This is a genomic window from Mycolicibacterium vaccae NBRC 14118 = CIP 105934 (assembly GCF_001552715.1).
Lineage (GTDB): Bacteria > Actinomycetota > Actinomycetes > Mycobacteriales > Mycobacteriaceae > Mycobacterium > Mycobacterium vaccae.
The window spans coordinates 1-13,046 of the sequence record NZ_BCRS01000166.1; the positions used below are offsets into that span (position 1 = coordinate 1).

Annotated in this window: 16 protein-coding genes; 10 read left to right on the forward strand and 6 right to left on the reverse strand. The window is 69.8% G+C overall.

What is annotated here, in order from left to right; all coding sequences use genetic code 11:
* Positions 1 to 52 precede the first annotated feature (52 nt).
* The 4 genes from dapB to MVA01S_RS24510 are packed head-to-tail and all read left to right on the forward strand — an operon-like array spanning position 53 to position 2,181.
* Positions 53 to 790 carry a 4-hydroxy-tetrahydrodipicolinate reductase gene (gene dapB, locus MVA01S_RS24495; RefSeq protein ID WP_003933632.1) on the forward strand — a complete coding sequence of 246 codons (738 nt, stop codon included), beginning with the start codon at positions 53 to 55 and terminating at the stop codon, positions 788 to 790.
* A complete protein-coding gene (locus MVA01S_RS24500) occupies positions 787 to 1,254 on the forward strand; it encodes a hypothetical protein (RefSeq protein ID WP_003933633.1) in 468 nt (155 codons plus the stop codon). Before dapB ends, MVA01S_RS24500 begins: the two co-directional genes overlap by 4 nt.
* The gene (locus tag MVA01S_RS24505) at positions 1,251 to 1,706 is read left to right on the forward strand and encodes a flavodoxin family protein (RefSeq protein WP_003933634.1); all 456 of its coding nucleotides are present in this window, start codon (positions 1,251 to 1,253) and stop codon (positions 1,704 to 1,706) included. The genes MVA01S_RS24500 and MVA01S_RS24505 overlap by 4 nt, the downstream gene beginning before the upstream one ends.
* Positions 1,707 to 1,719: 13 nt before the next feature.
* On the forward strand, positions 1,720 to 2,181 hold the full coding sequence (locus MVA01S_RS24510; protein ID WP_003933635.1) for a hypothetical protein: 462 nt from the start codon (positions 1,720 to 1,722) through the stop codon (positions 2,179 to 2,181).
* Here the strand turns inward: MVA01S_RS24510 and MVA01S_RS24515 are convergent.
* Positions 2,175 to 3,095 carry an HpcH/HpaI aldolase/citrate lyase family protein gene (locus MVA01S_RS24515; protein ID WP_040543122.1) on the reverse strand — a complete coding sequence of 307 codons (921 nt, stop codon included), beginning with the start codon at positions 3,093 to 3,095 and terminating at the stop codon, positions 2,175 to 2,177. The genes MVA01S_RS24510 and MVA01S_RS24515 overlap by 7 nt on opposite strands.
* A gap of 5 nt (positions 3,096 to 3,100) precedes the next feature.
* Positions 3,101 to 3,838 carry a dienelactone hydrolase family protein gene (locus MVA01S_RS24520; RefSeq protein WP_003933637.1) on the reverse strand — a complete coding sequence of 246 codons (738 nt, stop codon included), beginning with the start codon at positions 3,836 to 3,838 and terminating at the stop codon, positions 3,101 to 3,103.
* Positions 3,839 to 3,880: 42 nt separating this feature from the next.
* On the opposite strand from MVA01S_RS24520, the gene MVA01S_RS24525 reads away from it, so the two are divergent.
* The 6 genes from MVA01S_RS24525 to MVA01S_RS24550 all read left to right on the forward strand — a co-directional run bounded on the left by MVA01S_RS24525 (position 3,881) and on the right by MVA01S_RS24550 (position 9,824).
* Positions 3,881 to 4,681 (forward strand): thymidylate synthase, encoded by an 801-nt coding sequence (locus MVA01S_RS24525; protein ID WP_003933638.1) that lies wholly within the window; start codon positions 3,881 to 3,883, stop codon positions 4,679 to 4,681.
* Complete coding sequence (locus tag MVA01S_RS24530) at positions 4,678 to 5,160, forward strand: dihydrofolate reductase (protein ID WP_003933639.1); 483 nt, start codon at positions 4,678 to 4,680, stop codon at positions 5,158 to 5,160. Before MVA01S_RS24525 ends, MVA01S_RS24530 begins: the two co-directional genes overlap by 4 nt.
* Positions 5,157 to 6,371 carry a winged helix-turn-helix domain-containing protein gene (locus MVA01S_RS24535; RefSeq protein ID WP_003933640.1) on the forward strand — a complete coding sequence of 405 codons (1,215 nt, stop codon included), beginning with the start codon at positions 5,157 to 5,159 and terminating at the stop codon, positions 6,369 to 6,371. The genes MVA01S_RS24530 and MVA01S_RS24535 overlap by 4 nt, the downstream gene beginning before the upstream one ends.
* Before the next feature lie 62 nt (positions 6,372 to 6,433).
* A complete protein-coding gene (gene thyX, locus MVA01S_RS24540) occupies positions 6,434 to 7,195 on the forward strand; it encodes an FAD-dependent thymidylate synthase (RefSeq protein WP_003933641.1) in 762 nt (253 codons plus the stop codon).
* Between the two features lie 44 nt (positions 7,196 to 7,239).
* Positions 7,240 to 8,148 carry a 4-hydroxy-tetrahydrodipicolinate synthase gene (gene dapA, locus MVA01S_RS24545; protein ID WP_174538988.1) on the forward strand — a complete coding sequence of 303 codons (909 nt, stop codon included), beginning with the start codon at positions 7,240 to 7,242 and terminating at the stop codon, positions 8,146 to 8,148.
* Complete coding sequence (locus MVA01S_RS24550) at positions 8,148 to 9,824, forward strand: ribonuclease J (RefSeq protein ID WP_003933643.1); 1,677 nt, start codon at positions 8,148 to 8,150, stop codon at positions 9,822 to 9,824. Before dapA ends, MVA01S_RS24550 begins: the two co-directional genes overlap by 1 nt.
* 28 nt (positions 9,825 to 9,852) lie before the next feature.
* Here MVA01S_RS24550 and MVA01S_RS24555 read toward each other — a convergent pair whose 3' ends face one another.
* The 4 genes from MVA01S_RS24555 to MVA01S_RS24570 all read right to left on the reverse strand — a co-directional run bounded on the left by MVA01S_RS24555 (position 9,853) and on the right by MVA01S_RS24570 (position 12,738).
* A complete protein-coding gene (locus tag MVA01S_RS24555) occupies positions 9,853 to 10,518 on the reverse strand; it encodes a response regulator transcription factor (RefSeq protein ID WP_003933644.1) in 666 nt (221 codons plus the stop codon).
* A gap of 208 nt (positions 10,519 to 10,726) precedes the next feature.
* Positions 10,727 to 11,599: an SAM-dependent methyltransferase gene (locus MVA01S_RS24560; RefSeq protein ID WP_060941726.1), complete on the reverse strand. Its 873-nt coding sequence runs from the start codon at positions 11,597 to 11,599 to the stop codon at positions 10,727 to 10,729.
* Entirely contained in the window at positions 11,596 to 12,414 is an 819-nt protein-coding gene (locus MVA01S_RS24565; RefSeq protein WP_003933564.1) for a mycofactocin-coupled SDR family oxidoreductase, read from the reverse strand. Before MVA01S_RS24565 ends, MVA01S_RS24560 begins: the two co-directional genes overlap by 4 nt.
* A gap of 9 nt (positions 12,415 to 12,423) precedes the next feature.
* Positions 12,424 to 12,738 carry a putative quinol monooxygenase gene (locus tag MVA01S_RS24570; protein ID WP_003933565.1) on the reverse strand — a complete coding sequence of 105 codons (315 nt, stop codon included), beginning with the start codon at positions 12,736 to 12,738 and terminating at the stop codon, positions 12,424 to 12,426.
* Between the last annotated feature and the right edge of the window lie 308 nt (positions 12,739 to 13,046).

Consider the following 13,046-nt stretch of genomic DNA (forward strand, 5'->3'; position numbering starts at 1 on the left):
AGTGCCCGGAGCGAGATTCCTGAGCCCTGAGCTGGGGCGCTAGGGTGTGCGCATGCGTGTCGGAGTTCTGGGTGCCAGAGGCAAGGTGGGCGCGACGATGGTGGCCGGTGTCGAGGCCGCCGACGACCTCACGTTCACCACGGGTGTCGACGCCGGGGACCCACTGTCGGCGTTCGTCGACAGCGGCACCGAGGTCGTCATCGACTTCACCCACCCCAGCGCGGTGATGGACAACCTGAAGTTCCTGATCGACAACGGGATTCATGCGGTCGTCGGCACCACCGGGTTCACCGACGAGCGGGTCCGCCAGGTCGAGGAATGGCTCGCCGCCAAACCCGAGGTGTCGGTGCTCATCGCCCCGAACTTCGCGATCGGCGCGGTGCTGTCCATGCATTTCGCCCAGCAGGCCGCCAAGTACTTCGAGTCGGTCGAGGTCATCGAACTGCACCATCCGCACAAGGCCGACGCCCCGTCCGGCACCGCCGCACGTACCGCCAGGCTCATCGCCGAGGCGCGGAAAGGCATGCCACCCAATCCCGATGCGACCAGCACCGGCCTCGACGGCGCCAGGGGCGCGGACGTCGACGGCGTACCGGTGCACTCGGTCCGACTGGCCGGACTCGTCGCGCATCAGGAGGTGCTGTTCGGCACCCTCGGGGAGACGTTGACCATCCGCCACGACAGCTACGACCGCACCTCGTTCGTGCCCGGGGTGCTGCTGGCTGTGCGCAAGATCCGGGAACATCCTGGCTTGACCATCGGGATCGAGTCCCTGCTCGACCTGACATGAGCGACGGGGCGCGCGCACTGCGCACACAGCTGCTGATCGGCTTCATGTGCGTTGCGCTCCTGGTGTACTTCGTGTTGCTGGGGCGCTCGGCGGTGTTCCTGATCTCCTCGGGCGAACCCGCGCCGATCGGACTTGGGCTGGCGATCCTGATCCTGCCCGTGATCGGCATGTGGGTGATGGTGGCCACGCTGAAAGCCGGTCTGGCACACCAGCGTCTGGCGCGGCTGGCGCGCGAACAGGGGATGGAGCTCGACGTCACCGACCTGCCCCGACGGCCGTCGGGCCGCATCGAACGCGACGCGGCCGACGCGCTGTTCGCCACGGTGCGCGACGAAGTGGAGGCCGACCCGGACAACTGGGTGCGCTGGTACCGGTTGGCACGCGCGTACGACTATGCCGGTGACCGCGGCCGGGCCCGCGAGACCATGAAGAAGGCTGTGCTGCTGGAGGAGTCGGCGCGATGAGCGCCACGCTGTTGATCGTCCACCACACCCCGTCGCCGCACTGCCACGAGATGTTCGAGGCGGTGCTGGCCGGTGCCACGGCTCCCGACATCGAGGGAGTCGAGGTGCTGCGCCGGCCGGCGCTGACGGTGTCGCCGGCCGAGATGCTGGCCGCCGACGGCTACCTGCTCGGCACGCCGGCCAACCTCGGCTACATCAGCGGTGCGCTCAAGCACGCCTTCGACTGCGCCTACTACCAGCTGCTCGATGCGACCAAGGGCCGGCCGTTCGGGGTCTACCTGCACGGCAACGAGGGCACCGAAGGCGCCGAACGGGCGCTGGCCGGCATCACCGGCGGCCTCGGCTGGCAGCGGGCGGCCGACACGGTGGTCGTCAGCGGCAAACCGACCAAAGCCGACCTGGAAGCGTGCTGGAATCTCGGTGCGACAGTGGCCGCCACCCTGATGGACTGATGAAGGAGTTCTGATGCCCGGAATCGCCGAATTCGCGTTGGCGGGTGCGCCGATCGCAGGTGGCGCGCTGCTCGGCCTGGCGGCGGGTAACCTGCGCGGACCCGACGTGCGCGGCGCGATCGCCAGTGACATGGACCTCCTCGAGCGGCTCCCGGCTGATCAGGTCGAGCGGCGTGCGGAGTTGCAGCGGACCATCGACATGCGCATCGACGGGCTGATCGCGGCCGCGGACAAGAGCCGGGAGATCAGGGACCTGGCGGTCTCCTACCAGGGAAACTGGCGCGACATCGTGGTGTTCATCTGCGCGATCCTGTTCACCATCGTGTGGTGGAACGTCGAACACAGCCGGACCAACTGGCTCGTCATGTTCGTCGTCCTGATCATCCTCACCGTGCTGGCAGGCATCTATGCCGCCCGCGGGACGTTGCGCGCCGTCGCGACGTATCTGGAGCGCAGGCGGCCCGCGGCTCAGTAGTGGTAGGTGTCCGACGGCGCCGGGAGGTGGGCGGGCGCGTCGACATCGTCGAACTCCGACGGTTCGATGTCGTAGGCGCGCGCCAGCTCCAGGATCTTGTTGGCGCGGGCGATCCGTGGCAGGTCCGAACCGTTGCGGATCTCGCCGCCGTCGCGCTCGTACTCGGTCAGAAACTCTTTGGCCCAGGCGATCTCCTCGACCGACGGGGACAGGCCCTCGTTGACTGTCATGCACTGTTCGGGGGTCAGGCAGATCTTGCCGGTCATGCCGAACTCCGCCGACACCGCGGTGGCCTCGCTGAGGCGTAGCGCGCTCGACCCGACGGTCGGGCCGTCGATCGCGCTCGGCAGATGGGCGGCCTTCGCGGCGATCGTGAAGCGTGACCGCGCGTAGGCCAGCGTCATCGGGTTGTCGCCGAAGCCGGTGTCGCGCCGGAAGTCACCGATGCCGAACGCCAGCCGGAACGTGCCCTTGGCAGAGGCGATCTCGGTGATCCGCTCCAGGCCGCGGGCCGTCTCGACCAGCGCGACGATCGGGACGTTGGGCAGGCGTTTGGCGGTCTCGGTGACATGGTCGACCGACTCGACCATGGCCAGCATCACCCCGCCCACCGAGGTGCCCGCGAGCAGCTCGAGGTCGTCGGCCCACCACTGCGTGCCGAAACCGTTGACGCGTACCCAGTCGGTGTGGCCGTCGGCGAGCCAGCGGGTCACATTCGCGCGGGCCGCGGCCTTGTCCTTGGGCGCCACCGCGTCCTCGATGTCGAGGACGACGATGTCGGCGCGGGAGTGGGCGGCGGCCTCGAACCGCTCGTACTGTGCGCCGTTGACGAGCAGCCAGCTGCGCGCCAGCACAGGGTTGATCCGACGGCCCTGCTCGCCGAACACCGATTCTCCGAAAGTCTGGTCGTACACGCAGCTCACACTAGGTGAGTGCCGAAGAACGAGTGCATGGCGTCCCAGTGTCTGCGCGCCGCGGGCTCGTCGTAGGGGCCGTTGTCGGGGACGGCGAACCCGTGGAATGCCGAGTACCACTCGATGACGTGGTCGACTCCGGCGGCGGTCAATGCCTTGTCCAGCTGCTCGCCGTCCGCGGCGGTGAACGACCGGTCGCTCTTGGCGGCGCCGACGTAGACGGCGGCGCGGATCTGGTCGGCCAGCAGGTGCGGGCTGTCGGCGGCGTCGGTGACCAGTCCGCCGCCGTGGAACGACATGGCCGCCGCCACCCGCTCGGGGAGCCGGCCGGCGACCACCAGCGACGTCCGGCCACCCATGCAGTAGCCGGTGGTGCCGAACGATTCGCCCCGCACCTCGGGACGCCCGACCAGGTAGTCGAAGAACGCGGCCGCGTCCGAGGCCATCACGTCGGGTGTCACCTTCGCGATCATCCCGGACAGGCGACTGCGCTCGACCGGGTCCTCGAACACCGTCGACATCGTGAACGGAGCCCAGTCGCCGTCGCGGTAGTACACGTCGGGCACCAGCACCGCATAGCCGTAGCCGGCCAGCCGGTCGGCCATCGCGCGGAAGGTGGGCCGTGCGCCGCCGGCGTCGGGATACATGATCACGCCGGGCCACGGCCCGCCCGAGTCCGGAGTGTGCAGGCTGACGGGGCAGGAGCCGTCGTCGGTCGTCACGGTGTCGCTGATCCTCGGCATGGGTTCCGTTCTACTCCCGCGGGCGCGACGTAAGCTAGGCCCGTGCCGATCGCCACCCCGTACGAGGATCTGTTGCGTCTGGTGTTCGACACCGGCATCGCCAAATCCGACCGCACCGGAACGGGCACCCGCAGCCTGTTCGGCCACCAGATGCGGTACGACCTGAACGCCGGGTTCCCGCTGCTGACCACCAAGAAGGTGCACACCAAGTCGATCGTCTACGAGCTGCTGTGGTTCCTGCGCGGAGAGTCGAACGTCCGGTGGCTGCAGGAGCACGGTGTCACGATTTGGGACGAATGGGCCTCTCCGACAGGCGATCTCGGACCGGTATACGGAGTGCAGTGGCGGTCCTGGCCGACTCCGTCCGGTGAGCACATCGACCAGATCAGCGCGGCGCTGGAACTGCTCAAGCGCGACCCCGACTCGCGCCGCAACATCGTCTCGGCGTGGAACGTCGGCGAGATCCCGCAGATGGCGCTGCCGCCGTGCCACGCGTTCTTCCAGTTCTACGTCGCCGACGGCCGGCTGAGTTGCCAGCTGTACCAGCGCAGCGCCGACCTGTTCCTCGGCGTGCCGTTCAACATCGCCAGCTACGCGCTGCTGACCCACATGATGGCCGCGCAGGCGGGGCTGGGGGTGGGGGAGTTCATCTGGACCGGCGGCGACTGCCACATCTACGACAACCACGTCGAGCAGGTCACCGAGCAGCTGTCCCGCGAGCCGCGGCCGTACCCGGAACTCGTTCTCGCGCCGCGGGATTCGATCTTCGACTACACCTATGAGGACGTCGTCATCAAAAACTATGACCCGCATCCGGCGATCAAGGCCCCGGTGGCGGTGTGAGCGAACTCAACCTGATCTGGGCGCAGTCCAGTTCCGGGGTGATCGGCCGGGGCAACGGGATCCCGTGGCAGGTGCCCGAGGACATGGCCCGCTTCAAAGAGCTGACGATGGGCCACACGGTGATCATGGGCCGGTTGACGTGGGAGTCGCTGCCAGAGAGGTTCCGTCCGCTGCCGGGCCGCCGAAATGTCGTAGTGACCCGGCAGGCTGACTACATGGCTGACGGAGCAGAGGTGGTGACGTCCCTGGAGGACGCCCCGCTGGACGATGCGTGGGTGATCGGCGGGTCGCAGATCTACGGGCTGGCGCTGCCCTTGGCGACGCGGTGTGAGGTCACCGAGGTGGACATCGACCTGCGCAGGGAGGACGACGACGCGCTGGCGCCCGTTCTCGACGAGAGCTGGATCGGCACCGAGGAGGACTGGCGGGACAGCTCGTCGGGGCTGCGGTACCGGTTCTACACCTATAAGAGGCGATGAAACTCACCGCCGCGCAGGCGCGGCGGGTGGCGGTGGCGGCCCAGGGCTTCCACGAGGCCGCGCCGGCCGGACCGGTCACCCGCGCGCATCTGAAGCGGCTGATCGCGCGCCTGCAGGTGCTGCAGCTGGACTCGGTGTCGGTGGCGGTGCGCGCGCACTACGCACCGGTGTTCAGCCGCCTGGGTCCCTACGACCGCGAACTGCTCGATCGAGCCGCATGGGGCCATTCGGCGCGGTCGCCCCGGCTGCTGGTCGAGTACTGGGCGCACGAGGCCGCGCTGATGGCCGTCGACGACTGGCCGCTGCTGCGCTGGCGGATGCGCGAGTACGAGCACGGCCGGTGGGGCAGGGAGATCGTCAAGAAGAACGCCAAGCTCGCCGAGTCCGTGATCGACGCGGTGGGCGTGCTGGGGCCGTCCACGGCCGGGCAGATCGAGGCGTACCTGGAGTCCGAGCCACGGGGCCGCAAGGGTCCGTGGTGGGACCGCAGCGACACCAAATGGGTGGCCGAGGCGTTGTGGTCGGCCGGCGTGCTGACGACGGCGACGCGGGTCGGCTTCGCGCGGCACTACGACCTGACCGAGCGCGTGCTGCCCGCCGAGGTGGTCGAGCGCCGGGTGGACGAGCCCGACGCGGTGCGCGAGCTGGTGCTGCGGGCTTCCACCTCGCTCGGGGTGGCCACCGAGGCCGACCTTCGGGACTACTTCCGGCTCAACGCCCGTCAGGTCAAACCGGCCGTGGCCGATCTGCTGGCCGCCGGTGAGATCGAGCAGGTCGAGGTCGACGGCTGGGCCGCGCCGGCCTACCTGCGCGCCGGACAGACCGTCCCGCGCCGGGACCGCGGCACCGCGCTGCTGTGCCCGTTCGACCCGCTGATCTTCTTCCGGCCCAGGGTCGAGCGGCTGTTCGGCGGATTCCACTACCGCATCGAGATCTACACCCCGGCGCCGAAGCGGCGGTACGGCTACTACGTGTGGCCGTTCCTGCTCGACGGGGATCTCGTCGGCCGCGTCGACCTCAAGGCCGACCGGACCGCGGGGGCTCTGCAGGTCCTCGGCGCGTTCACCGAGGACGGCCGGGACCCCGCGTACGTCGCCGCCGAGTTGGCGGCCGAGCTGAAGTCGATGGCGGGCTGGCTCGGGCTCACCGACGTGACCGTGGGGGAGCGCGGCGACCTGGCCCCACGCCTGCGCACCGCGTTGGCGGTCTGAACCCGATCGGTGGCCGTCTGCCGATCCCCGGGTGGCTCAACCGTGCAGGTTAGGCTCACCCGATGGCCGAGATCGCGCCGCTGCGCGTGCAACTGATCGCCAGGACGGAGTTCACCGCGCCGCCGGACGTGCCGTGGAGCACCGACGCCGACGGGGGGCCCGCGCTGGTCGAGTTCGCCGGCCGCGCGTGCTACCAGAGCTGGAGCAAGCCCAACCCGCGCACCGCGACCAATGCCGCCTACGTGCGTCACATCATCGACGTCGGTCATTTCTCGGTGCTCGAGCACGCGTCGGTGTCGTTCTACATCACCGGAATCTCGCGGTCCTGCACCCACGAGCTGATCAGGCACCGGCACTTCTCCTACTCGCAGCTGTCCCAGCGCTACGTGCCCGAGCAGGACTCGCAGGTGGTCGCACCCCCGGGAATCGAGGACGACCCGGAGCTGATGGCACTGTTCACCGAGGCCGCCGACGCCGGACGGGCCGCCTACACCGAATTGCTCGCGCGGCTGGAGGCCAAGCTCCTCGATCAGCCCGGCGGCGGTTCGGCCGTCCTGCGGCACAAACAGGCCCGCCAGGCCGCCCGCGCCGTGCTGCCCAACGCCACCGAGACCCGGATCGTCGTGACCGGGAACTACCGGGCGTGGCGGCACTTCATCGCGATGCGGGCCAGCGAGCATGCCGATCTGGAGATCCGGCGCCTGGCCGTCGAATGCCTGCGTCAGCTCATCGACGCCGCACCACAGGTGTTCTCGGACTTTGAGATCGCGGTGCTGGCCGACGGCACCGAGGTGGCGACCAGCCCGCTGGCCACTGAGGTCTGAGCGCAAAGGCATTCGTAAGGCGCGAGGGTGACCGGGTAATCTTGTTGCCCGTGAGTAACAGCGGATTCGACGCCCGAGCCCGGTTGGGCACCCTGTTGACCGCGATTGTTACCCCGTTCAAGCCCGACGGCTCCCTGGACACCGACACCGCGGCCCGGTTGGCCACCCGCCTGGTCGACGCCGGGTGCGACGGCCTGGTGGTTTCCGGCACCACCGGTGAGTCGCCGACCACCACCGACGACGAGAAGCTGCTGATGCTGCGCACGGTGCTGGAGGCCGTCGGCGACCGCGCGCGGATCATCGCCGGCGCCGGCAGCTACGACACCGCGCACAGCGTGAAGCTGGCCAAGGCCAGCGCCGCCGAGGGCGCGCACGGTCTGCTGATCGTCACGCCGTACTACTCGCGGCCGCCGCAGGCCGGCCTGCTCGCCCACTTCACCGCGGTCGCCGACGCGACCGAGCTGCCGAACGTCCTCTACGACATCCCGCCGCGGTCGGTCGTGCCGATCGAATGGGACACCATCCGCACGCTGGCCCGCCACCCCAACATCGTCGCGATCAAGGACGCCAAGGGTGACCTGCACGGCGGCGGCCAGATCATCGCCGAGACCGGGCTGACCTATTACTCCGGCGACGACGCGCTGAACCTGCCGTGGCTGGCGGTCGGCGCGGTGGGCTTCATCAGCGTGTGGGGTCATCTCGCCGCCGCCCAATTGCGGGACATGATGGCGGCCTTCGCGTCCGGTGACGTCGTGACGGCCCGCAAGATCAGCGTCTCGCTCGGACCGCTGGCGCAGGCGCAGGCGCGTCTGGGCGGGGTCACGCTCTCCAAGGCCGGCCTCCGGCTGCAGGGTTTCGAGGCCGGAGATCCGCGGTTGCCGCAGATCCCGGCCACCGACGCCCAGCTGGAGGCTCTGGCCGGCGACATGCGCGCCGCCGGGGTGCTGCGGTAGTGAACTCCGAGCTCAACGCACCGGCGCCGCTGGCGCCCGGCGGCCTGCGGGTCACCGCGCTCGGCGGCATCGGCGAGATCGGCCGCAACATGACCGTCTTCGAGCATCTTGGCCGGCTCCTGGTCGTGGACTGCGGCGTGCTGTTCCCGACCCACGACGAGCCCGGCGTCGACCTGATCCTGCCCGACCTGCGTCATGTCGAGTCACGGCTGTCCGACATCGAGGCGGTCGTGGTCACCCACGCCCACGAAGACCACATCGGGGCGATCCCGTTCCTGCTCAAGCAGCGTCCCGACATCCCGATCGTGGGCTCCAAGTTCACCCTTGCGCTGGTCGCCGAGAAGTGCCGGGAGCATCGGCTGTCCCCGAAGCTCGTCGAGGTGGGCGAGGGGCAGAAGAGCACCCACGGCGTGTTCGAGTGCCAGTACTTCGCGGTCAACCACTCGATTCCGGGCTGTCTGGCCATCGGCATCCACACCGGTGCCGGCACCGTGTTGCACACCGGTGACATCAAGCTCGACCAGCTGCCGCCGGACGGCAGGCCCACCGATCTGCCCGGGATGTCGCGCCTCGGCGACGCCGGCGTCGACCTGTTCCTGTGCGACTCCACCAACTCCGAGATCCCCGGTGTCGGGCCGTCGGAGAGCGAGGTCGGGCCCGCGCTGCACCGGCTCATGCGCGGCGCGGACGGCCGGGTGATCGTCGCGTGTTTCGCGTCCAACGTCGACCGCGTGCAGTCGATCGTCGACGCCGCGGTCGCGCTCGGCCGCAAGGTCTCGTTCGTCGGGCGCTCGATGGTGCGCAACATGGGCATCGCGCGCGAACTCGGCTACCTGCGGGTCGCCGACGACGACGTCCTCGACATCGCCGCCGCCGAGATGATGCCCGCCGACCGGCTGGTGCTGATCACCACCGGCACGCAGGGCGAGCCGATGGCCGCGCTGTCGCGGATGTCGCGCGGCGAGCACCGCAGCATCACCCTGACCCAGGGGGACCTGATCATCCTGTCCTCGTCGCTGATCCCCGGCAACGAGGAGGCCGTGTACGGGGTGATGGACGCGCTGGCCAAGATCGGCGCCCGCGTCGTCACCAATGCGCAAGCGCGGGTACATGTCTCGGGTCACGCGTATGCGGGGGAGCTGCTGTTCCTCTACAACGGGGTGCGGCCGCGCAACGTCATGCCGGTGCACGGAACCTGGCGGATGCTGCGCGCGAACGCGGCGCTGGCCGCCCGCACCGGGGTGCCGGAGGAGAACATCGTGCTCGCCGAGAACGGCGTCAGCGTCGACCTGGTGGCCGGGCGGGCGAGCATCGCCGGCGCGGTCCCGGTCGGCAAGATGTTCGTCGACGGCCTGGTCACCGGAGACGTCGGCGACGCCACCCTCGGTGAACGGCTCATCCTGTCGTCGGGGTTCATCGCGGTCACCGTCGTGGTGCGCCGGGGCACCGGCACACCGGCCGCGCCCGCGCATCTGTCCTCGCGGGGCTTCTCCGAAGACCCCAAGGCGCTCGAACCGGTGGCCAGGAAGGTCGAGTCGGAACTGGAACACCTGGCCTCGCAGAACATCACCGATCCGTCCCGCATCGCCCAGGCGGTGCGGCGCACGGTGGGCAAGTGGGTCGGCGAGACCTACCGGAGGCAGCCGATGATCGTCCCGACCGTCATCGAGATCTGACCCGCATCGAGATCGGACTGAGGGGGCGTCAGATCGCCTCCAGGCGGTAACCCAGGCCGCGCAGCGTGACGAACCGGTTGGCGCCCAGCTTGCGCCGCAGGTACCGGACGTAGACGTCGACGACGTTCGAGCCCGGTTCGTGGTCATGCCCCCAGACCTGGTGGAGCAGGTGTTCGCGGGTGAGCACCTGGCCCGGGTGCCGCAGGAAGGTCTCGGCCAGCTTGCACTCGCGCGCGGACAGGTCCACGGCGTAGTCGCCGACGTGTGCGCGGCGGGTGCGCAGGTCCAGGAGCAGGTTGCCGTATTTCAGCATCGGCGGTGCGGGGACCCGGCCGGTCGTCAGTCGCAGGCGCACCCGGGTGAGCAGATCTTCGAAGCGGAACGGTTTGGCGAGGTAGTCGTCGGCGCCCGCGGCAACGGTGGCCACCGCCTCGGCCACATGGGTCCGGGAGGTGGTCAGCACGATGACCGGCAGCGGGCTGCCCTCTACCCGCAGCCGCCTCAGCACCGAGAAGCCGTCGAGTCCGGGCAGGCTGGTGTCGAGCAGCAGCAGGTCGAAGGCACCGGCGCGGGCCAGCGTCAGCGCCGAAATCCCGTCGACCACCACGCGCACGGCGAAACCCTGGGCCGACAGCCCCTTCCGGACGAAGGTCGAGACCCTGGGCTCGTCCTCGGCGATCAGGATGGCGGGCATGGCCCGGTTCGTCTCCGGTCGCCCGCGACGTCGTCCCTGAAGTCGCCCGCGACGGCGTCCCTGAAGTCGCCCATGACGTCCCCCTCGTGCCCACCGACCATTGGCCGACGGGCTCCCAGAGACCGGGCAACGCTCTGGCCGGCGACTGGCTCGACGAGCCCCCCGACACTGTCCGATGCTACGCCGACCTGTCGGGACGGCGGCCGACTCAGCGTTCGGCCAGCACCGTCCACTCGATGGGGGAGGCGCGTACGGTTCGCCCGGTCGGGCGGATGTAGGTGTCGCGGAAGTAGCTCGGCCCCGCCTGCTCGACCAGGCGCCAGCCGTGTTCAGCCAGCCGCTCGCCGACCAGCTCGGGCACCATTCCGGACCGCCACACCTGGCGGCGGCCGCGGAACCGCCGATACACGGCGTCGGCCCCGTGCAGGTCGGCGCCGTCGATGAAGTCCTGGCGGATGTAGGTGAAGATCAGCCGGCTGCCGGCCGCGGCGCTGCCCAGCTGGGCCAGCGTGGCGTCGACCGCCTCGGGGCTCAGGTACTGGGTGACGCCCTCCCAGATGAAGAACGTGCGTTGCTCGGGACGGTAGCCGTGCTTCTCCAGCGCCGGGATCAACGGATCCTGCTCGAAATCGGCCGGAACCAGGCGCACCGACGCCGGTGTTCCGCCGAGCACCCGTTGCAGCACGGCGGCCTTGCGGTCGATGTTGACCTGCTGGTCGACCTCGAACACCGGCAGGTCGCCGTGGCGTGCGATCCGGCAGGCGCGGGTGTCCAGGCCCGCGCCGAGCACCACCACCGAATCGGTGACGTTCAGCGGATCCGACAGGCGTTCGTCGATGTAGCGCTTGCGGCACGCGATGCCGGCCCACAGTCCCGGCCCGGACCGCTCGGTGGCCGCGTGCACGGCCCGGCGGACGACCCCGGAGCGGGTGGCCTGCACGAGCATGCGCAGGTGCGGGGGCAGGAACGATGCCGCGAGGTCGTCATCGACGAGTCGCCGCGGCGCCGGTTCGTTGTGCTCGATCGCCGCCAGCACCATCGGCCCGAAGGCGGTCTGCGCGGCGGCGTTCGGGGCAGTCATCGTTTATTGATATACCCCGCGTCGACCGGCAGCGTGATCCCGGTGACGTAGCGGGCGGCGTCGGACACCAGCCAGAACGCCGCGTTGGCGATGTCCTCCGGCTCCAGCGCCGACACCGGCAGCGCGTTGCCCATATCGGGCCCGCCTTCGCTCTGCTGTGCCATCCCGTCCAGCCAGGAGCGGGTGAACTCGTTGTCGATCATCGGCGTGTTCACCGCCGAGGGGTGCACCGAGTTCACCCGGATCCTGTAGGGGGCAAGGAAATTGGCGTAGACGCGCATGATGCCGACGATTCCGTGCTTGGCGGCGGCATAACCCACCGAGCCTGCCATCGGGGCGCCGAGGCCGATGAGGCCCGCGACCGAACTGGTCAGCACGATCGATCCGCCGTTGCCGAACTTGATCATCGGCTTCATCGCGACGTCGATGGTGTTGTAGACGCCGGTGAGGTTGACGTCGATCACGTCCTGCCACGCGTCGCTCGCGGCCATCGGTGCGATGCCGGCGTTGGCGATCACGATGTCGAGGCGGCCGCCCAGCTTCGCGGTGCCGTCCCGGACGACGGCCTTCACCGCGTCGCGGTCGCGCACGTCGGCCTGGTGGGCGACGATCCGCGCGCCGGCGTCCTCGACGAGTTTGACGGTGGCGGCGAGGTCCTCCGGGGTGGCCAGCGGGTAGGGGACCGAGTCGATCTGCGCGCACAGATCCAGCGCGATGATGTCGGCACCCTCGGCGGCCAGCTTCACCGCGTGCGCGCGGCCCTGACCCCGGGCGGCGCCGGTGATGAAGGCGACCTTGCCGGTCAGCTCACCCATGACGCCCCGCTACGGCCGCAGCCGGCCCTTGGCCGGGTCGCCGGCCACCACGGGCTGGAGCACCTTGATGTCCGGCGCCCCGTCGAGCAGCTCGCCGACCGTGCCGAACAGCGTGGCCACCGCGGGGGCGGCGCTGTGCTGCTGCAGCGCGTCGCCGTCGGCCCACTGCTCGACGAACACGAAGGTGCCGTCGGCCTCGTGCAGCGCGTAGAGATCACAGCCGGGTTCGCCGTGCACGGCCTCGATGGCGGTCTGGCACGCGGTGCGGACCGCGTCCACGGAGTCGGGCTTGGCCTTCATGGTGGCGACGACGACGACGGGCATACGGGCTCCTCGCAGCAAAAGTTCTGGACAGCTGTCCACCTTACTCAGCGAACGTGCCGCGGGTCACACCGGCTCATGTGCAGGTCAGGCCATCGTCACCAATCTGTGACCAGTGTGGCAGATGGTGCATTTGAGACCTTTGGGACTAGGCTGGCTCCCATGGCGAGTAAGACCGCAGCGCGTTCCGCAGCCCGTCCGAGCAGGGCAAAGGCGCCTTCGCGGGGCGGGTCCCGGTCGTCTCGGCCTGCGGCCCCGCGTCGCAAGCCGCCGCGCAAGCGTCCGTCCCCGGTGGCCGCGGCCGGGACCGC